Origin of the sequence: Nocardia sp. NPDC019395 (assembly GCF_040632335.1) — a bacterium.
Lineage (GTDB): Bacteria > Actinomycetota > Actinomycetes > Mycobacteriales > Mycobacteriaceae > Nocardia.
Genome location: NZ_JBEYBT010000033.1, coordinates 1 through 23,800 on the forward strand (window position 1 = coordinate 1; position 23,800 = coordinate 23,800).

General features: G+C 68.8%; 16 protein-coding genes. 7 read left to right on the forward strand and 9 right to left on the reverse strand.

The features are described 5' to 3' along the window. Positions 1 to 167: 167 nt before the first annotated feature. Positions 168 to 1,736 carry a carboxylesterase/lipase family protein gene (locus tag ABZ827_RS30775; RefSeq protein WP_357244419.1) on the reverse strand — a complete coding sequence of 523 codons (1,569 nt, stop codon included), beginning with the start codon at positions 1,734 to 1,736 and terminating at the stop codon, positions 168 to 170. Positions 1,737 to 1,852: 116 nt separating this feature from the next. On the opposite strand from ABZ827_RS30775, the gene ABZ827_RS30780 reads away from it, so the two are divergent. Further along, positions 1,853 to 2,068, forward strand: coding sequence for a zinc ribbon domain-containing protein (locus ABZ827_RS30780; RefSeq protein WP_357244421.1), 216 nt, complete (start codon positions 1,853 to 1,855; stop codon positions 2,066 to 2,068). A gap of 77 nt (positions 2,069 to 2,145) precedes the next feature. On the opposite strand, the gene ABZ827_RS30785 is transcribed toward ABZ827_RS30780, so the two are convergent. From ABZ827_RS30785 to ABZ827_RS30800, 4 genes are all read right to left on the reverse strand, one after another. Beyond that, a complete protein-coding gene (locus tag ABZ827_RS30785; RefSeq protein WP_357244424.1) occupies positions 2,146 to 2,436 on the reverse strand; it encodes a SelT/SelW/SelH family protein in 291 nt (96 codons plus the stop codon). Between the two features lie 50 nt (positions 2,437 to 2,486). Continuing rightward, positions 2,487 to 2,873 (reverse strand): YchJ family metal-binding protein, encoded by a 387-nt coding sequence (locus ABZ827_RS30790; protein WP_357244427.1) that lies wholly within the window; start codon positions 2,871 to 2,873, stop codon positions 2,487 to 2,489. Positions 2,874 to 2,986: 113 nt separating this feature from the next. Then, positions 2,987 to 3,589: a hypothetical protein gene (locus ABZ827_RS30795; RefSeq protein WP_357244430.1), complete on the reverse strand. Its 603-nt coding sequence runs from the start codon at positions 3,587 to 3,589 to the stop codon at positions 2,987 to 2,989. Beyond that, positions 3,586 to 6,093, reverse strand: a complete 2,508-nt coding sequence (locus ABZ827_RS30800; protein WP_357244432.1) for an AAA family ATPase — start codon at positions 6,091 to 6,093, stop codon at positions 3,586 to 3,588. The genes ABZ827_RS30795 and ABZ827_RS30800 overlap by 4 nt, the downstream gene beginning before the upstream one ends. A gap of 493 nt (positions 6,094 to 6,586) precedes the next feature. On the opposite strand from ABZ827_RS30800, the gene ABZ827_RS30805 reads away from it, so the two are divergent. The 4 genes from ABZ827_RS30805 to ABZ827_RS30820 all read left to right on the forward strand — a co-directional run bounded on the left by ABZ827_RS30805 (position 6,587) and on the right by ABZ827_RS30820 (position 14,227). After that, positions 6,587 to 9,460 (forward strand): SWIM zinc finger family protein, encoded by a 2,874-nt coding sequence (locus ABZ827_RS30805; protein WP_357244435.1) that lies wholly within the window; start codon positions 6,587 to 6,589, stop codon positions 9,458 to 9,460. Further along, positions 9,457 to 10,563 carry an AAA family ATPase gene (locus ABZ827_RS30810; protein WP_357244438.1) on the forward strand — a complete coding sequence of 369 codons (1,107 nt, stop codon included), beginning with the start codon at positions 9,457 to 9,459 and terminating at the stop codon, positions 10,561 to 10,563. Before ABZ827_RS30805 ends, ABZ827_RS30810 begins: the two co-directional genes overlap by 4 nt. A 71-nt stretch (positions 10,564 to 10,634) precedes the next feature. Further along, positions 10,635 to 13,052 (forward strand): DUF5682 family protein, encoded by a 2,418-nt coding sequence (locus tag ABZ827_RS30815; RefSeq protein ID WP_357244441.1) that lies wholly within the window; start codon positions 10,635 to 10,637, stop codon positions 13,050 to 13,052. Then, positions 13,049 to 14,227 (forward strand): VWA domain-containing protein, encoded by a 1,179-nt coding sequence (locus ABZ827_RS30820; RefSeq protein ID WP_357244444.1) that lies wholly within the window; start codon positions 13,049 to 13,051, stop codon positions 14,225 to 14,227. The genes ABZ827_RS30815 and ABZ827_RS30820 overlap by 4 nt, the downstream gene beginning before the upstream one ends. Before the next feature lie 304 nt (positions 14,228 to 14,531). Here ABZ827_RS30820 and ABZ827_RS30825 read toward each other — a convergent pair whose 3' ends face one another. From ABZ827_RS30825 to ABZ827_RS30840, 4 genes are all read right to left on the reverse strand, one after another. Continuing rightward, positions 14,532 to 17,045, reverse strand: coding sequence for an FtsX-like permease family protein (locus tag ABZ827_RS30825; RefSeq protein ID WP_357244461.1), 2,514 nt, complete (start codon positions 17,043 to 17,045; stop codon positions 14,532 to 14,534). A gap of 151 nt (positions 17,046 to 17,196) precedes the next feature. Next, on the reverse strand, positions 17,197 to 17,967 hold the full coding sequence (locus ABZ827_RS30830) for an ABC transporter ATP-binding protein (RefSeq protein WP_357244447.1): 771 nt from the start codon (positions 17,965 to 17,967) through the stop codon (positions 17,197 to 17,199). Positions 17,968 to 18,086: 119 nt separating this feature from the next. Beyond that, complete coding sequence (locus ABZ827_RS30835) at positions 18,087 to 19,946, reverse strand: protein kinase (RefSeq protein ID WP_357244449.1); 1,860 nt, start codon at positions 19,944 to 19,946, stop codon at positions 18,087 to 18,089. A gap of 228 nt (positions 19,947 to 20,174) precedes the next feature. Continuing rightward, positions 20,175 to 21,440, reverse strand: a complete 1,266-nt coding sequence (locus ABZ827_RS30840) for a serine/threonine-protein kinase (protein ID WP_357244452.1) — start codon at positions 21,438 to 21,440, stop codon at positions 20,175 to 20,177. Positions 21,441 to 21,550: 110 nt separating this feature from the next. Between ABZ827_RS30840 and ABZ827_RS30845 the strand changes: the two genes are divergently transcribed. Further along, positions 21,551 to 22,321, forward strand: coding sequence for a deoxyribonuclease IV (locus ABZ827_RS30845; protein ID WP_357244455.1), 771 nt, complete (start codon positions 21,551 to 21,553; stop codon positions 22,319 to 22,321). A gap of 196 nt (positions 22,322 to 22,517) precedes the next feature. Beyond that, entirely contained in the window at positions 22,518 to 23,453 is a 936-nt protein-coding gene (locus ABZ827_RS30850; RefSeq protein ID WP_357244458.1) for a TauD/TfdA family dioxygenase, read from the forward strand. Positions 23,454 to 23,800 lie beyond the last annotated feature (347 nt).

The window sequence follows — 23,800 nt, forward strand, 5'->3', positions numbered from 1 at the left end:
GCGACTGAGCGCCGGGAGTGAAGAACGAGACCAAGGGGGCCCCGAACCCGCGACGCCGCAGGCGGCGCCAAAAAACACAGAACCTTCACGAACTGCTCAGCTTCTCGCCTTCGTGAGCTGGCCCTGCCCCCTTGCCACCTTCACGGCCCCGCCCCGCCACCGAGAAATCACGCAAACCCCACAGCCCGCTCACCCCAGGCAGTGAGCAGATCACCCTCCGGATCCGGAACCACCCGATCGACAGTGTCGATAACCAGCGTTTCCCGCGCTTCCGGATGATAGGGCGGCCAATGTTTGGAACCGTCCAACGCGGCCGGCACACCGTGGGCGGCGAAGGCCAGCCAGCGGCGCATCACCCGCCCCGAAACCTCGGTGGCCTGTCGGCGCCCGCCCAGCCAGAAGGTGGGGTCGTGGTCGAAGGTGCCGAAGTTGCCGAATACGTACGGCAGTTCCGTGGCGTGCCCGGCCCCGACCCGGGCGGCCCGCAGCATCGGCGTCGCGTGATCGAAGCGGTACATCCAGGTGCGCGAATGCCGGGAGTGCCCGTCGGCCACCCATAGGGCGGGCATCCGGAACGCGGCGTCGGTGGACATCGCGAGCGCTCCGCGCGGTTTCGCCAGGTCGGGGTACACCGAGGTGATCTCCGCGACCCGCTCCGGCGTCAGGTCCGGATGGCTGGCCTGTACCTGCTCCAGCATCGTGTTCACCGCATCCGGTGTGACCGGCATGATCGGCGACCGGAACAGCCGGAACAGCGATGCCTCGTCCTTGTTGGTGCCGATGATGAGAGGCACTCGGTGCGAGCGGCCGTCGCGGAACCGGTCGGTGGGGTAGCCCGGCAGCAGATCCTCGTCCACCACCGGCGCCGCGGCCAGAGTTCCGGGGGCCTGCAGCGGGACCTCGTCGATCAGTACCGCGGCGGCCCGGACGATCCGCTCGATCGGGCAGGTCAGCAGCTCGTCGACCCGTGACCTCGGCAGTTCCGCCAATTCGAGGAAACGATCGGCCACCCCGGCCGCTCGTTCCCTGCCGTAGACGGTGGTCGCGGGCGGGCTCTGGGCGATGGCGCGGTGGAACAGGCCCGCGGCGCGCGGGGCGGTGAGCAGGGCGGTAACACAGCCGGCACCGGAGGATTCCCCGAACAGCGTCACATTGCCGGGGTCGCCGCCGAAACCGGCGATATTGTCGCGTACCCACTCCAGCGCCGCGAGCTGGTCGAGCAGGCCGAGGTTCGGCGCGAATTCATCGCTGAGCGACGACAGGTCGAGGAAGCCGAGCGCCCCCACCCGATAGTTCACGGTGACCACGACCACATCACCGGTCGCGGCGAGGGTGCTGCCGTCGTACACGGCCTGCGCGGCCGAACCCAGGCAGTACGCGCCGCCGTGCAACCAGACCATCACCGGGCGCGGCTCGTCGGCGGTCGAAGCAGGGGCCCAGACGTTCAACCAGAGGCAGTCCTCACCCATGGCCAGTGAGCGGTCCATGGGGACGGTGTTGTCCATATCCTGCGGCGCGATCCGGCCGAAGGCCACACAGTCGCGGATCCCGTCCCAGCGTTCCGGCGCCCGGGGCGGCCGGAACCGCCGTGGACCGGCCGCGGCGGCGGCATACGGAATTCCGCGCCAGACCGATACCGGGCCCTCCCGGGTCCCCCGGACCGCACCGAACTCGGTGCCGGCCACCGGTGCGGAATCGCCCACCGCAGGCGCTACATCGAAGCACTGGACATTCATCACAGACCTCCTCTACCTGTGCATTCGAGGGTACGACCGATCTGGTTACACTTCGGTTGCGGAAATATCGCGTTGTGCCCGGAAACTCCGGGTCGGGATGTCTCTAGAATTCGGCCATGCCGAGTTACGAATTCCGGTGCCGCAGCTGCGGCAACACCTTCGAAGTCAACCGTCCGATGGCACAGGCATCGGATCCGGCGGTCTGCCCCGGGGGCCACGACGACACCGTGAAACTGCTCACCACATTCGCGACGACCGGGCGCGCCTCGGCACCGGCGGCTCCGGCACCAGCGGGCGGTGGCGGATGTTGCGGTGGCGGCTGCTGCGCCTGAGCCGCCACACGGTTCACACATCGGCGTGACCGCCCGCGGCCGGATACCTGTGACCAGGATCTGCTCCCCCGTCGGATTCAGCTGGGGTGCTCGTCGCTCACACGATCGGTATGGCCGAGATCGCGCGCCGGAGCGATCCGGTCCCGCACACGCTGCTTCAGCACGGCGATATCCGGGAAGCCTCCGTCGGCTTTACGCTCCCACACCTGATCGCCGTCGACAGTGATCCGGAAGATTCCCCCCTCGCCGGGGATCAGGGCGACTTCACCGATATCGGTGGTGAAGGTACTCAGCAGTTCCTGTGCCATCCAGCTCGCCCGCAGCAACCAGCGGCACTGGGTGCAATATTCGATGGCGATACGCGGCATGGCGTGCACACTACCGCCGGTCGAGCCTCGGGACCGGGCGAGTCACCCGGTCATGGCTCGATATCGCCGTCCACGTAGCACCACGATCCGTCGACCCGCGTGAACCGGCTGATTTCGTGCAGGCGGCCGCGGCCGCCGGGATCTCGATAGTGGGCGGTGAACTCCACCGTGCCGGACCGGTCGAACGGCCCGCCACCGGCCACCCGCTGGATCTCCAGGTACAACCATCGCCGGCCCGGATCGAGCTCCAGCCGTGCGGGTCGCGTATCGGGATGCCAGGACCGGCGCAGATAGGCGGTATCGCCGAGCGCGAACGCGGTATAGCGCGAACGCATGAGTGCTTCGGCGCTCGGCGCGGGACGGCCCGCCAGCAGCGGACCGCAGCACGCGCCGAACGTTTCGCCACGACGACAGGGGCACGGGTCGGTTTCGTCCACTCTCCGATTCTGCGCCGCACCGGAATACCCGGGCCGCGGGGCCCGCACCAGAGGGCCCGCCGTAGCGCTGGTGTTCGAGGAGAGTCACGCGCATCAGGTCACCACAGCGTTCCTCACTCACGTCGGAGAGTGGCGGTCGGGCGGTGGACCGCGGCCAGTTCACCGGCGATCCGCTCGGTGTCCTCACGCCAGCGCCGCAATTCGCCGACACCCGGTGCCAGCTCGTAGTCGTGGTGATGCGCGGCATGCGACAGGGCGGTCCACAGCGCGGCGGTCCGCGCCGCGGTGGGCGGATCCGCGATCACTCGCAGGGCCAGCAGCTGGGCGCGCATCGGGCACCGCGCGAGGCCGGGTTCGGTTCGCGCCCAGAGGTCGTCCACCGACTGTTCTAGCGCGATCCGCAGAATCCACGCTGTCGCCCGGGACCAGACAGATCCGGCCGCGGAAACCGAACCGTCCAGTAAGCGATCCACTACTGCCAGCCGTTCGGTAACCGTCGGCCGGGGTTGCTGGGAATCGACCGGCCGCCGGTGCTCCGCCGGATCACCCGCCCGCCGGGAACCGCCCGTACCGCGGCCGCGGCGTACCTGCCCGCGGGCCCGGCGCCGGGGTCCGCTGCCGGGGGCGCCGGTTATCGCTGATTCCGGACCGGTCGCACCACACTCGGAGGCAGCCGCCGCCCGGTCGTCGCGATCATCGGATCCGTGTGGGTTCACCGGTTCAGCCAGTCGACGAACCGTTCGGTATCGGCGATCAGGTCCGATAGATCACGCGCGATAGGGATATGAGCGCCGGCGGTGGCGTCGCGGACGACCTCGACCGCCCACCGGCCCTCCTTGGCCAGTTGTTTGTTCAGGTCCTCGATGCGACGACCGGGACCCAGCACCGCGAGGGTGACCATGGCGCGGGTGGATTGTGCGGTATCGATACGCCGCTGCACTTCGCGATGATCCATTCCCGCGGCGAGCAGGTCCCGTTTGGCGCGGGCCAGGCCGGCCGCCTCGAGCGCGGAACGGCAGCAGCTGGCGACCAGTTCGTCGGCGATGGCCTGCGGCAACTGAGGGGTCCGCAGCAGTGCGCGCGCGTCGTCGAGGTACCGGTGCACCGGGTCGCTGGACAACCGGATCTCGACCACCGAGCGTTCCCGCCGCTGCACCTCGAGGATCCGGGCGTCGATCTGCATCCGGCGCACCGCCTCCGCGAGCCGGTCGTCGTGGGTGAAGACCACCACCTGCCGGTCCCAGGCGACGGTCGCCAGCACTCGGGCCAATCCGTCTACCTTGGCCGGATCCATCGCCTGGACCGGGTCGTCGATCACCACGAAACGGAACGGGCTCGCGGCCACGGTGGCGCGGGGCAGGAAGAGGGCCAGACCGAGCGCATGGAGTTCCCCCTGGCTCATCACCCCGAGGGCAGCACCGTCCACCTCGTCCACCGTGACATCGAGCTGTACCCGGCGGGCGGTGTTCGCGTTGCCCTGTAACCGGATTCCGCCGAGTTCGATACTGCTCTGCTGACGCAGGCTCTGCCACACCCAGCGGGCGGTTCCGGCCAGCGGGGCCAGCCGCTCTTCGCGGACCCGGGCGGTCGCCGATTTCAGCCATTCCTCGGCGGCCCGGGCGATCGTCAGGTCCGTGGCCCGGTCGGCCACTGTCCGGGCCAGTTCCAGCCAGACACGCAGGCGGGGGGCCAGCGGCGCCCAAACCTGTTCGAGACGGTCCAGTTCCTTCGCGGCACGGTGCTGCAGATAACCCAATTCGTCGGACAACCGGTCGAAGACGGCGCCGAGTTCATCCGGCGGTGGGTCCTCGGATCCGGCGAGCTGCCCCCAGAGCATCCAGGTTTCGCGTAGGGCGCCGGCATCGAGGTAGGCCGGTTCAGCGGAGTCCAGCTCGGCGGGGACCTCCCCGACCGATGCCCGCAGTTCCGCCAGCACGGTGGCCAGCTCGGCCCGGGCTCGCAGTAGATCCGCGGTCCGTTCGGACAGTTCGGTGACAGCGGCCGCGGTGTCGGCCGACCAGCGCCGGTCCAGAACCCCGTGACCACACACTGGGCACCGGCACACGGCATCATCGTCCGCCCGGTCCGGCCGGGTGACAGGCTCGGACAATCGATGCCCGGGACCGGTGCCGACCGGGCCCGCAGCTGCCTCCGCGACATGGCGGTACGCCATCCGCAGCAGGTCGAGTACACGCAGATCCGCCACCGCTTCGGGTGAACTCACGACCGAGACCGCGGACTGTGCGGTACGCAGCCGGGCGAGCAGTTCCCCGACCCGGTCCGTCGCGGGCAATCCCAGAGCCAGTACGGCACGTAGCGCGGCCGGTTCCGGCCCACCGGTGCTATCGGTGACCAGTCGTTCCAGCTCGGCGAGATCGGGTTCGGGCCGCCCGAGAATCCGGGCGGCGCGCGCCGCCCGCTCATCGGCGACTCCGGACAGTTCGGACAGCAGAACCTGCCGTTCCCGCCGTACCGCGCGGGCCGAGCTCTCCATTTCCAAACGCCCGGAGCGGATCTGTTCGTGCGCGGCGATCAGATCGTCCAGGCCGAGCAACTGGTGCAGGGCATCGAACAGCTCACTGGGTTTCCCGTCGACCAGCGCGCCGAGTTCGCTATAGGACAGAAACGGCCGATACAGCTCCATCGGTGCGGCCCATTCGGCGGCCGGGAAGGCGGTTCCCGGCTCTCCGGCCCGGCGCTGGGTCCAATCACCGCCGGCCAGCGGCGTATCGGCCGCCCACTCCCGGGCCACGGTCACCGCCGCGGGCGGACCGTCGGTCCGCAGATCCAATTCGATCCGCACCGGGCCGGATCGGTGCAGATTGCGCCAGCCCTCCCGCCAGGCCGCCGACCGGCCGTCCCACCGCCGGTTGGCTCCGGTGAGAACCAGTTCGGCAGCCTCGGCGAAACTGGATTTTCCGCTGCCGTTGCGTCCCGTGACCAGGGTGAGCCCCGGGCCGGGCGGGAATTCCAGCACGGTTTCAGGCCCGATACCGCGGAAACCCTCGATCCGGATGGCCCGCAGGAAGATTCCGCCGAGCCCGAAACCGGAATCGCTGTTCGCGGAATCCGCATCGCTCGTCCCCGGGGTTGTCAAGGCGGCTCTGATGACCGCGGCGACCTCGCCGGAGACATCCGGATCCGCTGCCAGCCGGGCAACGATCAGCTCACCGGGCCGCACCGGCGTTGTCTTCCGGGAATGTTCACGCACAGGCTCCACGAAATTTCTCCACGCCCCCTATGGACCACATGCGCACCCCGGTCCCGATGTGATCGACCGATCCAGAGCTGCACGGAACGATCTGAAGCTGCCCGGAACGCTACCCGATGGCGGACCGATCGCACAGGCGGAGGCCGCTTCGGCGTACCGGAAGGCCGGATGCGCCGGACGATCCCGGCCCGGATATCGAACGTGCCCGCGGGGATGGGATCTGGTCATCGGCCGACCCGACGGGACACCGATGGCCACCCCTCGCCAACCCCGTCGGGCAGCTCGTTGGTGTCACCCTCCTCGGGGTGGCTCGGTCTGGCCGAACAGGACAGGATGCCAGAGGCCACTCGATTACGCAAGGTCGGGGTCGGCTCGAATCTCTGTCGGCGACAACTGCTTCCATGCGCATCGTCGTTCGGCGAGACCTTGTCGGTGCGGTGCGCTAGAACTCTTCCGACGGAGAAAACGGGGGCAAGATGATCGAACGATACGAGGTCACCGGATGACACAACGGTGGTCGGAGAACCAGGTGAGCGCACTCGCGCCGGATGCGAGTTCACTCACCGCGGCACGCAAACTCGCCGGCAAATGGTCCGGTACCGGATGGTGCGATACCGCACTGTGGGGACTGTGCACGGGCAGCGGTAAGACGCCGTACCAGACGATCGTCGATCTGTCCGGCCCGGCCTTCCGGTGTTCCTGTCCGAGTCGGAAGTTTCCCTGCAAACACGCGCTGTCACTATTGCTGCTCTGGTCGGACGGCACGGTCACCGAAACCGGCGATACGGCCGATTTCGCGGCGGAGTGGATCGGCCGCCGAGTCGAGAAGGCGGCCGCGCCGAAGCCGAACCGCACGCCGAGCGCCGCGGCGGCGCGGCAACGGCGCGAGCGGGTCGAGAGCGGATCGGCCGAACTCGGTACCTGGCTGGCCGACCAGATCCGAACAGGACTGGCGCAAACGGACCGGTCCCCCGCCGCATTCGAAGCCGTGGCCGCCCGCATGATCGATGCACAGGCACCGGGTATCGCGGCTGTCCTGCGCCGGTTACCGGCGGCGGTGGTCGGGCGGCCGAACTGGCCGGAAGTCGTGCTGGGCCGGTTCGCGTGGCTGCGTCTGCTGTTGGCCGCGCACGAGAACCTGGATGAACTGTCCGCACCCCTCGCGGCCACGGTCCGCACCCATATCGGCTACCCGACGGCGACGGAATCCGTCCTCGGCGAACCGGCCGTGGGCGACCGGTGGGTCACCGTGGGGATGCGCACCACTGAAGAAGACCGGCTGCACACCCGGCAGAGCTGGTTGTACGGCCTGCGCACCGGCCGCTGGGCGCTGCTGCTCGACCATTCACACGGTTCGCCGGCCTTTTCCGCCCAGGTGCCACCGATCGGCCTGATGACGGAAGCGGAGCTGCACTTCTACCCGGTGGCCGCGCCGCTGCGCGCGCTGTCCGGACAGCCGGACGGAGCCGATTCCGCCGTGCGAGCACCGGAATCCGGCGAATTCTCGGCCGCCACCGGGCCCGGCACGATCGCCGGCGCGCTGGCCGAATTCGCCGGCGCCCTCGCTGCCGATCCGTGGCTGGAGTCCTGGCCGGTGCTGCTGCACCGGGTTGTACCGACCCGGCTGGGATCGGACTGGATGCTCACCGAACTCGACGGCACAGCCATACCGCTGGTGGAACCCGCCGAGCCATGGCGCCTGCTCGCGCTCTCCGGTGGCCGGCCTGTCACCGTTTTCGGCCTCTGGACCGGCGGTCGCCTGGACGTGGTCTCGGTAGTGGCCGGCGACGAGTTCCACGATGCCGGACCCGTTGCCGACACCACCTACTCCGCGCTGACCGCTACGCCGGAAGCCGCCTCCATCGCACTGCTCGGCACGACCCGGGGTGCCGCCACATTGCCCCCACTACCCGGCCCGGTCGCCACGGCTGCCGCGAAACTGCCCGGCGACGACGCCGCGTACCGCCTGCTGGAAGCCACGGCCCTGGAAATCTCCTGGACCCGCGGGGGATACCTTCCCGTCGGGGCCGAACCGCCCGCCGAGACCGCCGCCGCGGACCCGCGGCCGATTCTCCCGGGCGCCGCGGCCGACCGGCTGTCCCTACTGATCGAGGCCCGGCCGGCATTTCTACCGGAATGGTTCGCCGCCGCGGCACCACACGATTTCCGTGCACCGGATCGGCTGGTCGGGCAGCTGCTCGAGTTCGCGTCCAGGGACAGCGGTCTCCGCGAGCCGGCGCTACGGCTGGCCGGAACCAGGGGCCGCTGGCTGGCCGGCTGGATCCCGCGCTGGGAGGATCTCGCCCGGCGCGATACCGCACAACCGGAGCCGGGCGCCGAAACCTGGCGACTGGGAATGCCACCGGAGCGAGTCCGGTGGCTGGCCGCGCTGCGCTGCCGGGATCCTGCCGCCGCGCGGGAAGCTCTCGAGGCAGCCTGGCCGCGGGAATCGGGCGCACCGAAGGCCGAACTGCTGGCGGTACTGGCCGACGGTCTGGGCTCCGGCGACGAGGATCTGCTCGAACTCGCGTTGCGTGACCGCCGCGGCGATGTCCGCCGGACAGCCGCCGAACTGCTTTCCCGCCTTCCCGGTTCGGCCTTCTCGGCCCGGATGTCCGCCCGGGCCGGCGACTGGCTGAAATGCGCCCGAAATGATCCGGACCAGACTCCCGAGCTGATCGTGGATATCCCGGAAAGCCTGGACGAGGCAACCGTCCGTGACGGTTTCACCGATAACGCCAACGAATTCGGCTACCGCTGGAACGGGCAGCCCGACCGCATCGGCGCGCGCCTGCGCAGACTCGTCGCCGCCCTGCCGCTCGATTATTGGTCCGGCTCGCTGGGCACCCCGGACCGGGCCGTCACCGCCCGCATCGATGACCGATTCCGCCAACCGCTGTTCGACGGCTGGATGGACGCGGCACTGGGCCGGCGCGATACCGCGTGGGCCCCGGCCCTGTTCGCCGCGGGCACCCCGTCGAACGCGGCCATTCTGCGGCGCCGGGAACTGTTCGCCCTGCTGCCACCCGCGGACCAGGCGCGCCACCTGACGCGATTGGACGCCTCGTGGCTGTCCGAAATCGAATCACTGCTGCCTGCGGTAGCCCAGCCGTGGCCGCCCGAAGTGGCCCGGCACCTGTTGCGTCTGTTCGAGGAACGTGCCCGCACCGCGGCGCGCCGGCCGGGCACGCCGGGCACCCAGCCGACCGCCCACCGTTCGCTGCTGCACACCGCCGGCTGCCATATGCCACCGGACTGCGAGCGCGCGGCCGACGCACTGGGAAGCCGCTGCGAAGACAGGGATTGGGCGATGGCGATGAGCCTGCTCGCCCACGACCTCCACCAACGATCCGCAATGCTCGAGGAGCTGAAGTGACCACCATCGAATCCGCCCCCGCCGCACCGTTGCTGCGCCCGCACGCCGAACAGGCTTTCGCGGACGAACTTCGGGCCCTCGCCACCGCCGACGACCGGCCCCGGCCGCCGTCGTGGAAACTGTCACCGTGGGCGGTGGTGACCTATCTGCTGGGCGGCACCCTGGACGACGGCACGGTGATCACTCCCAAATACGTCGGCCCGCGCCGGCTCATGGAGGTCGCGGTCGCCACCCTCGCCACCGATCGCGCGCTGCTGCTGCTCGGCGTCCCCGGTACCGCGAAGACCTGGGTTTCCGAACACCTTTCGGCGGCCGTCAGCGGCTCTTCGACCCTGCTGGTCCAGGGCACCTCGGGTACCGCGGAGGAAGCCGTCCGGTACGGCTGGAACTATGCCCGGCTGCTCGCCGAGGGTCCGAGCGACGCCGCCCTGGTGGCCTCACCGATCCTCACCGCGATGCGCACCGGGGCGATCGCCCGGCTCGAGGAGCTCACCCGGATCCCCTCCGACGTGCAGGACGCGCTGATAACCATCCTGTCGGAGAAAACGCTGCCGATCCCCGAACTCGGTACGGAAGTCCAGGCCGCCAAAGGATTCAATATCATCGCCACCGCCAACGATCGCGACCGCGGCGTGAACGAACTGTCGTCCGCGCTGCGCCGCCGATTCAACACGGTCGTCCTGCCGCTGCCCGGTAGTGCGGCCGAAGAGATCGATATCGTCACCCGCCGGGTGGCGCAGCTGGGCTCGGCACTGGAACTGCCCGAGGTACCGGCCGCCGCCGAGGAAGTCCGGCGTGTGGTGCGGATCTTCCGGGAGCTGCGTGGAGGTATCACGGACGACGGCCGGACCAAGCTCAAATCTCCGTCGGGCACGCTCTCGACCGCCGAGGCCATCTCGGTGATCACCAACGGGATGGCGCTGTCGGCGCATTTCGGCGACGGCGTGCTCCGGGCGGCCGATATCGCGGGCGCGGTGATCGGTTCGGTGATCAAGGACCCGGTGACCGATGCGGTGGTGTGGACCGAATACCTCGAAGCCGTCGTACGCGAACGCGACGAATGGTCCGACTTCTACCGCGCCTGCCGGGAGATCACCGGATGAGCGAGTCGGGCCCGGAGGCGGCAGCGCAGTGTAACCACACAGGGCCCTCGCTCATCCGCGATGGACACAGCATGAGCGAGTCAGGCCCGGAGGCCGGCGAGACCAGGGTCTACGGAATACGTCATCACGGGCCGGGTTCGGCGCGGTCGTTGCGGTTGGCACTGGAGGAGTTCCAGCCGGATATGGTCCTGATCGAGGGTCCCGCGGACGCGGACCCGCTGGTGGTCCATACCGCCGCCGAGACGATGGCGCCGCCGGTGGCGCTGCTGGGTTACGTCGCCGATGAACCGGCGCGGGCCGCGTTCTGGCCGTACGCGGTGTTCTCCCCCGAGTGGCAGGCGCTGCGCTATGCCGTCGAGAACAATGTGCCCGTACGGTTCTGCGATCTCCCCGCCGCCACAGTGCTGGCCGTCGAGGACAAGGGCGGCGGCCGGGATGCCTTGGCCGAACTCGCTGCCGCGGGGGGTTACGACGACGCGGAGCGCTGGTGGGACGCCGTGGTCGAATCGAGCACGGATACCGATACTTTCGCCGCCATCACCGAGGCGATGGCGGCGCTGCGGGAAACCGCCGTCGTCGAGCCGCTTTCCGGCGACACCGGGAAATCCGTCGACTCTCCGCGGGAACCACCTGCCGGCACCGAAATCGAACCCGCCGACCCGGCATCCGGTGGCTCGCAGACGACCGGCGCCGGAGTGGATCCCACCGGCCCACCGACCGGCGGACCGCGGACCACCGGCGACACCACCGCGGACGGCGACCAGGCCGACCCCGGCGAAACCGAGCCGGAGCCGCTGCTCCTCGATCGGCATACGCTCGTCCGGGAGGCCCATATGCGGCAGATGCTGCGCAAGGCCCGCAAGGACGGGGCGCGGCGGATCGCTGTGGTCTGCGGTGCCTGGCACGCCCCCGCGCTATGCGACCCGCTCGGTTCCGCGGCCACCGATCTGCGCCTGTTGAAAGGGCTTCCGAAGGTCAAGGCCGGTCTGACCTGGGTACCGTGGACACATTCACGCCTCGCCGCGGCCTCCGGCTACGGCGCGGGGGTCACCTCACCCGGCTGGTATCACCATCTGTTCACCGAGACCGAGCACCCCGTCGCGTCCTGGCTCACGAAGGTCGCCGGGCTGCTGCGCGGCCACGACCTACCCGTATCGAGTGCCCATATCATCGAGGCCGTTCGGCTCGCCCGAACCCTCGCCGCGCTCCGGGCCCGGCCGCTGGCCGGATTGTCCGAGGTCACCGAGGCGACCCGGGCAGTGCTGTGCGAGGGCGACGAGACCGTCCTGCGGCTCGTCGGCGACGAACTCGTGGTCGGTGAGGCGCTCGGTGCCGTTCCGGCCGAAACCCCCACTGTGCCGCTGGAAGCCGATCTCCGCGCTCAAATGCGCTCGCTGCGGCTGAAACAGGAGGCCCTGTCCCGGACTCTCGGCCTGGATCTGCGTAGAGAACGTGATATCGCCAAATCGCGGCTGCTGCACCGGCTGCGGCTGCTGGGTGTGGATTGGGGTGCTCCCACGGCCGGAACGGTCCAGTCCACCGGAACATTCCGGGAGACCTGGGAGCTGCGCTGGGAACCGGAATTCGCGGTCCGGGTGATCGAAGCGGCCCGCTGGGGCACCACTGTGCAGTCGGCCGCCGAGGCGAAAATTCTCGATACCGCCGCCCGGACCGGCAGCGGTGTCACCGAACTGACCGGCGCACTCGAATTCGCCCTGCTGGCCGACCTACCGGGTGCCCTCGACGGCCTGATCGCCGATCTCGGTTCCGCGGCAGCGGTCGACCACGATATAACCCATCTACTCGCCGCCCTGCCCGGGATCTTGCGCACCCTGCGCTACGGCGATGTACGCGGCACCGATACCTCCGCGCTGACCCATGTCGCCGACAGCATGCTGGTGCGGATCTGCGCCGGTCTACCGGCCGCGGTCACCGGGCTGGGTGACGATACCGCCGCGGCCCTGCGCGATCAGCTCGATACGGTCACCACCGCGGTACACACCCGCGACCACGCCGAATCCACCGAGCGGTGGCTCGCGGCCCTGGCCCGGCTCGCCGACCGGCCGGATATCCACGGTGTCCTGGCCGGCCGGGTGGTCCGGCTGCTGTGCGATGCCGACCGGTTCGACGCCGACGAAGCGGCCTGCAGACTCGCCGCGGCGCTGTCCATCGGCCATACCGCGGCGGCCAAAGCCGCCTGGGTCGACGGTTTCGTCGGCGGGCGCGGGCTGGTGCTCGTCCACGATCGGGCCCTGCTCCGGCTCATCGACAACTGGCTCGCCGGGCTTTCCGGCGAGCAATTCCTGGAAGTGGTGCCGCTGTTGCGCCGCACCTTCGGCGCTTTCGAGTCCGGGGAGCGCCGGGCCATCGGTTCGGCGGTACGCGACCCGGACCCGGCCGGCGGATCGACCGTCACCACCGATACCGACGCCGAACGCGGCGGACTCGCACTCCGCGCTGTCGCCGACCTCCTGGGAGTACCCGCATGACCACGACCGCACCGCACTCTGTTCCGGAGAACGAGCGACTGCGCCGCTGGCGCCTCGTTCTCGGTTCGGCGGCCGAACCAGCGCTCGGCGGGCTCACCGGTGCCGACGATTCGGCCATCGACAGGGCCCTGGGCACTGTCTACGATTCGGCCCGCGGAAGCGGCCGATCAGGTGGCGACCGGTCCGGTAGCCTCGGCGGATCCGCGCCGCGGGTGGCCCGCTGGCTCGGCGATATCCGCACCTACTTCCCGTCGACCGTGGTCGAGGTGATGCAACGCGACGCGGTGGAGCGACTGAATCTGACCCAGCTGCTGCTCGAACCCGAACTCATGGAAGCGGTCGAACCCGATGTCCATCTGGTCGGCACACTGCTCAGCCTGAACCGGGTGATCCCGGAAACCACCAAATCCACCGCTCGGATGGTGGTGCGCAAGGTCGTCAAGCAGATCGAGGAACGTATCGCCTCCCGCACCGTCGCCGCGGTGAGCGGCGCACTCAACCGGGCCGCCCGGACCTCCCGGCCCAAACCCCGCGATATCGATTTCGACCGCACCATCCGCAAGAACCTCGCCAACTACCTGCCCGAACAGCGCACCATCATCGCCGAACACCTGGTCGGCTACGGCCGCCGCGCACAGGCGGTGCACCGCGATGTGATCCTGGCCATCGATCAATCCGGATCGATGGCCTCCAGCGTCGTGTATTCCTCGGTGTTCGGGGCGGTACTGGCCTCGATGCGCTCGCTGCGCACCTCACTGGTCGTCTTCGATACCGAGGTCGTCGATCTAACCGAGAAACTGGCCGATCCGGTCGACGTCCTGTTCGGCACCCAACTCGGCGGCGGCACATACATCAACCGCGCGATCGCCTACTGCCAGTCGCTGATCACCCGGCCGGCCGACAGCCTGTTCTTCCTCATCTCCGACCTGTACGAGGGCGGAGTCCGGGACGAGATGCTGCGGCGGATCAACGCCATGAAGGAATCCGGAGTCCAGGTGGTAGTGCTCCTGGCACTGTCCGACGACGGCGCACCTTCCTACGATCGCGAAAACGCCGCCGCCCTGGCCGCGCTCGGCATCCCCGCATTCGCCTGCACCCCGGACCACTTCCCGGCCCTCCTCGCCGAAGCCCTCAATCGCGGCGACCTCCGCCACTGGGCCACCGACCACCCCTGACCCCCGTTTCCCGCATGCGGTCGGTCAGCGTTGGTGGTTCGGGGCCCGTCTCGTTCTGGAGCGACCAGAGCGAAGGAGCGCAGCGACTGAGCGCCGGGAGTGAAGAACGAGACCAAGGGGGCCCCGAACCCGCGCCGCCGCAGGCGGCGCCAAAAACACAGAACCTTCCCGAACTACCCCACCTGCCACCTTGGCGGATCAGCGCGCCAATACACAGCCCGACCACGGAACGCGAACCTGGATCCGCAATATCCGTGGTCGGGCCTCCAAACCCTGCGACGCAGATTCTGCGCCACAACACCGTTCACATATCGGCGATCGCAGCCAGCGGTGGCGTGCGGGCCGCGCGCACCGCGGGCCAGAGCGCCGCCAGCACACCCACGACCGCCGATCCGATCAGCATGTACACCACCTGATCCCACGGAACAGCGATCTGTTCCAGCCCCAGATCGCGCAGCGTGCGCAGGAACCCGACGCCCAACCCGAGCCCCAGCACCGCACCTACCAGCGCACCGAATATCGCGATCAGCATGGACTCCAGATAGATCGTGCGCCGGACCTGCGACCGCTGGGTGCCGACCGCCCGCAGCATGCCGATCTCCCTGCGCCGCTCCACCACCGAGAGTGCCAGCGTATTGACAATGCCGAGTACCGCGATCACCACCGCCAAGGCCAGCAAGCCGTACAGGATGGCCAGCATATTGTTGATCTGTTTCGCCCGTTCGCCTTTGAATTCCTCGCGGTCCTGTACCTGGACGATCACGAATTCCTCGGTGGCACGTTCCAGGTCGGTCCGCATCGCCGCGAGATCGGTACCGGGCTCGGCCTTGATCAGCACTGCCGCGTCGGTCCGCATGGACGGCGGCATCGCCTTCTCGTAAACGGCCGGCGGGACGATCAGCGGCCCCAGTACCGGCGAATCCGCATACACACCGGAGACGGTGAGCGGGATCTCGGTGCCGTCCAGTGTGGTGATCACCAGTTGGTCGCCGGCCCCGACCCCGTGCTGAGTCGCCTCGTCCGCACCGAGCAGGATATCCGTATCGCCGAGTTCCGCTGTGCCGCTGAGGATATCGATGCTCACCACCTGGTCCAGCGGCCCGTCCGGTGAGGTACCGAACTCATCGTCGTCACCGACTTTCAGCGCTACCCCGCGTAGTCCGACGACCTCGGCGGCCGCGGGCACCTTCGTCCGTACCGCCTCGCTCGCGCCGGTCGGCACACCCATCATCTGGGGACCGGCCAGAACGTAATCTGCTTCGACCCCCTGGTCGACGACCTGAGAGATACTGACCTTGGCCGATTCGCCCAGCATGCCGATCGCGGTGACCAGCATCAATCCCAGGGTCAATGCGAACGCTGTGGCAGCGGTCCGGCGGGGGTTGCGGATCGCGTTGTTGCGCGCCATCTGCCCGATCGCCCCGAACGGACGGATCAACCATCCCAGCGCCGACAGAACGGGTCGCGACAGGGCGGGCGCCGCGAACAGCACCGCGAGAATCAGTCCCAGCGCCCCGACCCCGACGATCGCTGCCGCTCCACCGCCGGTGTTCCGGGCGCCGAGCACCACCAGCGCCACGCCCGCGACGGCCAGCACCGCGCCCGCGATCGTGCGGCGCCGCAGTGAATCCCCGGCGGATGCGAATTCCTCCCGCATCGCCTGCACCGGCGGAATACGGGAGGCTCGCCGGGCCGGCGCGTACGCGCTCACCACTGTCACCAGCAAGCCGACCAGGAAAGCCACCAGTACCGTGCGCGGCAAGACCGTCATCCGTCCGGTCGGCAACCCCAGATCGAAGGCGTTCAGGAGCGCGGCCAGGCCGTAGGCGAGCCCGATACCCGCGAGCAACCCGAGCACGCTGCCCAGCACACCGACGATCAATGCCTCGGCGACCACCGAGCGACCCACCTGCCCGCTGCCGGCACCGACCGCCCGTAGCAACGCCAGTTCCCGCAATCGCTGCGCGACCAGCATCGAGAAGGTGTTGTAGATGATGAAAGTGCCCACGATCAGGGCGATCGCACCGAAGGCGAGCAGGAAATAGTTCAGGAAGTTCAGGGCCTCGGAGATCTCGGCCTTCATCTCCGCGCGGACCTGATCACCGTTCTGCGCCTTGTAGTCCGGATAGAGCATGGACAACCGGTCGCGCAGGGTATCGGCGGATACCCCCTCGGCAGCGATATCGAGATACGCGACGTGCGCACCGTCGGTGAACAGTTCCCGGGCCTGTGGCTCGGTGAACTTCACACCGATGAAACCACCGGTATCGGTTGCCGGGGCGTAGAGCCCTGTGACGGTCACGTCGATCGGAGCGCCGTGGGAGGGCACCAGCACCTTCGTATGGTCACCCACCGCCAGTCCGGCGCGTTCGGCCGCGCCGGTGTTGAGCGCGACCTGTCCCGGTTCGGCGGGCGGCACCCCGGCGACGAACGGGTCCGGTTCGGCGACGGACCGCTCGGGCGGCAGATAGACCTGTCCCGTGCTCGGGGCGCCACCGGTCTGCACCGCTTTCTTCCCGGCCGGGTCGAGCAGTACCACCCCGCCCTCGATACCCGGCGATACCGTGCGGACCCCGTCCATGGCGGCCACATCGTCGGCCACCTCCTGCGGAATACCGGCCGACTGCCGCTCCTCGGGGCTCAGTCGTACATCGACGCCTTGGGCCTCGTTCGCGAAAATACCGTCGAAGGTGCGTTGCAGCGTATCGGTGAATACGAACGAGCCCGCGATGAAGGCGGTGCCGAGCACCACCGACAGCAGGGTGAGCACCAACCGGACCTTGTGCGCGGCGAGATTTCGCAGGGCGACCGTACGCATCGGATGTGCGGCCACTACCGAGCCCCCCGCATTCCGCACGAACGCCCCGCACTCGGTTCGGCCCCGCGATTGTGGCTCACCGGACCTACGGCATCATGCGGGGACACCCCGCGACCCCGGTCGGCCCGGCGAACAGCTCCGCGATTGTGGCTCACCGAACCTCCAGGGCCTTCATCCGGTCCAGCACCGTCTCGGCGGTCGGGTCGCGCATCTCGTCGACGATATGGCCGTCGGCCAGGAAGATCACCCGGTCGGCGACCGCGGCCGCGCTGGGTTCGTGGGTGACGATGACAACGGTCTGGCCGAACTCGTCCACCGCGGCCCGCAGGATGGACAGCACCTCCCCCGAGGACCGAGAGTCCAGGTTGCCGGTCGGTTCGTCACCGAAGATGATCTCCGGTTTACCGGCCAGCGCCCGCGCGCACGCGACGCGCTGCTGCTGCCCGCCGGACAGTTCGCTGGGCCGGTGGCCGAGCCGGTCGGTGAGGCCGAGCCGCTTCAGCACGGTAGCCAGCCACTCCGCGTCGGGTTCCCGGCCGGCGATATCGAGCGGCAGCGTGATGTTCTCCAGCGCGGTGAGCGTCGGAACCAGGTTGAACGCCTGGAATACGAATCCCACCCGGTCGCGGCGCAGGGCCGTCATCTCTTTGTCGGACAGGTCGGTGAGTTCGGTATCGCCGATCAGCACCCGGCCCGAGCTCGCGGCGTCCAGCCCGGCCAGACAGTGCATGAGGGTCGACTTTCCCGAACCGGACGGGCCCATGATGGCGGTGAATTCCCCGCGGGCGAGGTCGACCGATACCGCGTCCAGGGCGGTGACCCGGGTATCCCCGGACCCGTAGACCTTGGTGAGTTCGATGGCACCGGCAGCGACCGCGGACCCGGGGCGGGCCGAGTCCGTGTCGACAGCATGAGCAGTCATGGGTCCAGTTTGTCGGGCCGAGGCCGATCGCGCCATCGGGGGTTCTCTGTATTTCTGGGCCTCGCTGAACTCGGCACCGCCGCCGGCCATGTCCGGGCCGGGAGCGGTGCCGTATCCAGTCAGTTCAGCGGGGCCGACTTCCACCAGGTGAGCATTTCGGGGATGGTGCCGACGATGCCGTCGGTGTACATCAGGTACTGCGCCCGTTCCGGATGGTTGCTGAATACCGTGACCATTTTCGGGCCGTCGCTGTCCCACTTGTAGTTGGTGTAGGTGCGGTCGCCGTTGGTGTCGCTCGATTTCTCGGCCGTACCCGGGAGACTCTTGACCACCGACTCCACCTCGGCGGCGGTGTCGTAGACGTAGATCCGGTAGAACGGGTCCTCATTGTTTCCGCCGCCGTAGCAGCGCCACTGCCAGGCCCATTTTCCGAGATCGGGTTCGCCGTCGTCGGGGCTGGGGGTGTAGCTGTCATCGGTTTCCCAGCATTTCGCGCCTTCGTAGCCGATCTCCTCGTCCTTGGACTTGGGGACCATCCGGGGGAACTCTTTGCTGATGGAATCCGCGTTGGCCGGGACCGGCGCGACGGCAGTCTGGGTGCTGGTGCCGGCGGCCCCGGCTCCCGGCCCCTCTCCACCGCCGCTGTTGGCCGCGAGGGCTACGACGCCGATGACCACACCGATCAGTACCACCAGCCCGACACAGATGGCCGCGATGAGCCCGGTATTCGATTTGGCCGGTGGCGGCCCGCCCTGCGCCATCTGCGACATCGGCTGCGGATAGCTGGTGGGCTGGGTGTACGCGCCCGACCCGCTGCCGTACGCGTTCGGATAGCCCGGGCCGGTCCCGTAGGGCTGCTGATGCATATCGCTGTTCGGCCGCTGGCCCATATCGACCGGGGGCGGCTGCTGCTGGAAACCGCCGGCATACGGCTGCTGACCCTGCTGCTGGGCGCCGCTGGTGTACGGCTGCCCCTGCTGCTGGATACCACTGGCGTACGGCTGTGCCTGGGTGCCGCTGGCATACGGCTGCGGCGCCGCCGTACTCGGATACTGGGTCGCGCCGCTGCTGTACGGGGCGTTCGGCGGCGCGAAGGCCGCTGCGCCCGCGGTCGGCGGCAGGGCCGTCGGAACCCCGGGCGCGCCCGGAGACGACAGTGCGAATTTCGCCGCCTCGGCGAACTCGCTGCACGAGGTGAAGCGATCGTCGGGGCGTTTGGCCATCGCTTTGGCCAGCACGGCGTCCAGCGACGGCGGAAGTTCCGGCCGGGCCGCGTTCAGCGACGGTGGTGGCGCCTGCAGATGACCCTGGATGACACCCGCGGGATTGGTCGAGGTGAACGGCCCGTTGCCGGTGAGCAGCCAGAACAGCGAACAGGCCAGGGAGTACTGGTCCGAACGGTGATCGAGATCGGCGCCGGTGAGCTGTTCGGGTGAGGCGTAGGCCAGGGTGGCGGTGAAGGTGCCGGTCTGGGTGAGGTGTCCGGTGTCGTCGCGCAACCGGGCGATACCGAAATCGGTGAGGTAGACCCGTTCACCGCGACCGCCGGTCGACCGGGCCAGCAGGATATTGGCCGGTTTCACGTCGCGGTGCATCACCCCCATACCGTGCGCGTAGTCCAGCGCCGACGCGGTTTCGGCGATGATCTGCACCGCGCGTTCGGGTGGCAGCTTCTGCGGTTCGACCGACGCGGCATCGATCCCGTCGATGTACTGCATGGAGATCCACAGCTGCTCGTCCTCGAGGCCGCGGTCGTACACCGTCACGATATTGGGGTGGTCCAGGCGGGCGACCAGATCGGCCTCCCGTTCGAATCTGGCACGCACCTCCTTATCGAAGAACATCTCCCGATTCAGCAATTTCAGCGCCGTCATCCGCGGTAGCCGCGGATGTTTCGCCAGGTAGACCGAGCCCATCCCACCCCGGCCGAGCTGCCGGTCGATGACATAGCCGGCGAAAACATCGCCGTTGGCCAGCATGTCCACTCCAATTCCCGCCGCGCTACCGGGACCCACCGGCGCGCAAGCGTAGACCAAAAGCGTGACCGGACCGCATCGATCCGGACACGCGAAATCATCGAAACCATAGCAGGAGGCGGTACTTCACCGGCGGCTCTCTTCTGCCGCATACCTGCCCGCAATACCGCCGCTACATCGATGCCGTCACGCGGAGCCGCCGGGATCCGCCGGCGGGCGGCCCACCTCGGGTCACGGCGAGGTCCCGCCGGGGCGGCGGCGGAAGCCGGGCAGATCGATGATCGCGGGTTCGGCCCCCTCCGGACGGGTCGGCTCGACGGGGCGCGGCTGATCACCGGGGGTGGGTGGACGCGGCCGGGGACCGGGCGGGCGGAACTCGTTCGGGGCGGGTGGCGGCTCGCCCGGCGGCGGGCGGTGGCCGGCGGCACCGTTTCGCGGCCCGGCTGCCCCGGCCCCGCGCGGCGGCGCTACCGGTCCGGGCCGGCGGTACTCACTGGACGGATGCCGCGGCGGCACCGCGCCGGGCTGCCGGAACTCGGCGGACCGGTACGGAGGACCACCCCGTGCGCCTGGCCGGCCGAATTCACCGGAGCCGTGGACCGGACGGCCGGGTGGCGCCGGCGGTCGCTGATCGGGACGCAATCTCACTCCGGGCCGCGGCCCCGGCGGCCGCAACGCGTGCTGGGCGGCGGCGGCGAACTCGGCACAGCTGAGGAAACGTTCGGCCGGGTTCTTGGCCAGTGCGCGCGCCATGACGTCGTCGAGGCCGGGCGGTAGCCCGGCCCGGATCCGGCTCAGCCGGGGAACCGGCGCGGTGAGGTGCGCCTGGATGAGTTCGGCCGGATTGGTGGACGGATAAGGACCGGATCCGGTGAGCAACCAGAACAGCGTGCACGCGAGCGAGTACTGGTCGCCGCGCTGGTCCAGCTTCGCGCCGGTCAGTTGTTCGGGCGCCGCGTAGGCCAGGGTCGCGGTGATGGTGTCGGCCGCGGCGATGGTGGTTTCGGCGTCGCGCACCCCGGCGATACCGAAATCGGTGAGCAGGACCCGTTCCGGATGACCGATGGGCGGTTTCGCGAGCAGAATGTTGCCCGGTTTCACATCCCGGTGCAGTACGCCGTTGGCGTGCGCGAAGTCCAGCGCGATACCGGTATCGGCGATGATCTGAACAGCCCGCCGCGGGTCGAGAACCTGCAGGTCCACCAGCGAGGCATCCGACCCCGGGACGTACTGCATCGAGATCCACAGCTGTTTGCCCTCGGCGCCGCGGTCGTAGACGGTGACGATATTGGGATGCTCGAGCTTTCCGGCGAGTTCGGCTTCGCGTTCGAAACGCAACCGGATCTCCCGGTCGGAGTACAGGTCCGGGTTGAGCAGTTTGAGCGCGACCAGCCGGGGCAGTCGCGGATGTCTGGCGAGGAAGACCATGCCCATTCCACCGACACCCAGACGCCGTCGGATGGCATAGCCCGCGAAGTCCTCACCAGGCTGGAGCATCGCCGAATTCCCCCTCGTCGGGTCGTGCACGATTCTACCGGTGTATCTTCTCGCACCGCCCGGGCGCAACAGGAGGGCCCGGTGTCGGTGGCGGCCGATACGCTGACCGTATGCGCATTGGAGCACACGTCCGGATGGACAGCGACCCGATCGGGTTCGGCGAGCAACTCGGCGCCGATGTCGTACAACTGTTCGTGGTGGATCCGCAGAGCTGGGACAAACCCGCGCCTCACCCGGCTACCGAGCAGATCCTGGCCAGCCCGATCGATGTGGTGGTGCATTCCTCCTATCAGATCAATGTGGCCAGTACCAACAACCGGTTACGGATGCCCTCCCGTAACGCGGTGGCCCAGCAGGCGCGGGCGGCCGCCGATATCGGCGCGTTCGGCCTGGTCGTACACGGCGGGCACGTCCGTTCCGATGAGGAGATGGAGGCCGGGTTCGTCAACTGGCGCAAACTTTTCGAACGCCAGCAGGACAAGGGCGGTTTCGCGGTGCCCATCCTGATCGAGAACACCGCCGGTGGAAACCATGCCATGGCCAGGCATTTCGACACGATCGCCAAACTGTGGGACGCGGTCGGCGAATACGGCGCCGGATTCTGCCTGGACACCTGCCATGCCTGGGCCGGCGGGGAAGACCTGGTGGGCGTGGTGGAACGGATCCGGGCGATCACCGGCCGGATCGACCTGGTGCACCTGAACTCTTCCCGCGATTCGTTCGATTCGGGTGCCGACCGGCATGCGAACTTCGCGACCGGAACCATCGACCCCGAACTGCTCGCGGAGGTGTGCCGGACCGCCGACGCTCCGGTGGTACTGGAAACCCCCGCCGAGGGGATGGCCGAGGATCTGGCCTACCTCCGCGAACATATCGGCTGATACCTGGGGTTGCCGCACGCGTTCTCGGTGGCTCACGGGTCCACCTCCGCCCTAAGTATCGGAGGCCGGCGCATGTCCCGGTAGCCCGCGCTGCCCGGATCGCGTTGGGATCAGCCCGACCGCAAATCTGTTGGCCGGTCCGGTGTGGTGGTGTGCTCGAACAGCGATATCAACCGCTGCGATCCGTGAGGTACCCATGACATCCGAAAAGACTTCCCCCGCCGTACTCCCCGCCGTGGTCAAGCTCGGATCCCGGATCGGGGCCCGGGTCGACGGGGTGCGGCTCGGCGGCGATCTCGGCCCGGCCGCGGTCGAGACCATCCGCAAGGCTCTGGTGGAACACAAGGTGATCTTCTTCCGGGGCCAGGACCAACTGACCGAGGACGGGCAGTACGAGTTCGCCCAGCTGCTCGGCAGTCCCACCACGCCGCATCCGACGGTTACCTCGCACGGCGAGAAAACCCTGGCCATCGACTCCGAGTACGGCACCGCCAACAGCTGGCATACCGATGTGACCTTCGTGGACCGGATTCCGAAGGCATCCATCCTGCGCGCGGTCACGTTGCCGACCTACGGCGGCTCCACCACCTGGGCCTCGACCGTCGCGGCCTACGAATCCCTGCCCGAACAGCTGCGGCAGCTGGCCGAGAATCTCCGAGCGGTGCACAGCAACGTCTACGACTATGTGGGCCGCCACGGTCAGCAGCCCGACGCCAAGGCCCGCGAACATCGGGCCGAATTCGAATCGACCCTCTACGAGACGGAGCATCCCGTGGTGCGGGTGCATCCGGAGAGCGGAGAACGCGCACTGCTGCTCGGCCATTTCGTGAAGAATTTCGCCGGCTTCTCGAACACCGAATCACAAACCCTGTTCCGCCTCTTCCAGGATCGCGTGACCCGCCTGGAGAACACGGTCCGCTGGGACTGGACGCTCGGCGATGTGGCGATCTGGGACAACCGCGCGACCCAGCACTACGCGATCAACGACTACGACAACCAGCCCCGCCGCCTCACCCGGATCACCCTCGCCGGCGATATCCCCGTCGGCGTCGACGCCCGCCCCAGCAAAGTCATCACCGGCGATGCCGAGCACTACTCGGTAATCGAACAACCCCAGCGCCTGGCCTCCTAGTTCCCGTCACGGCCACCCGACAGCCTCGACGCAGGCCGAGCACCGGCCGCGAGTCTCAGGCACCGACGGCATGGACCAACGGCCACCGCAGACACCGCAAAACAGCCGGACCGCGGTAGCCGACCCCGCCGCCGCCCCCGGGCGCGTTTAATCCCCTACCACCAATCAGTCCACTTCCATCCCCACCCCATTTCCCCGCATGCGACCAGTCCACCTCGGTGGTTCGGGGCCCGTCTCGTTCTGGAGCGACCAGAGCGAAGGAGCGCAGCGACTGAGCGCCGGGAGTGAAGAACGAGACCAAGGGGGCCCCGAACCCGCGACGCCGCAGGCGGCGCCAAAAAACACAG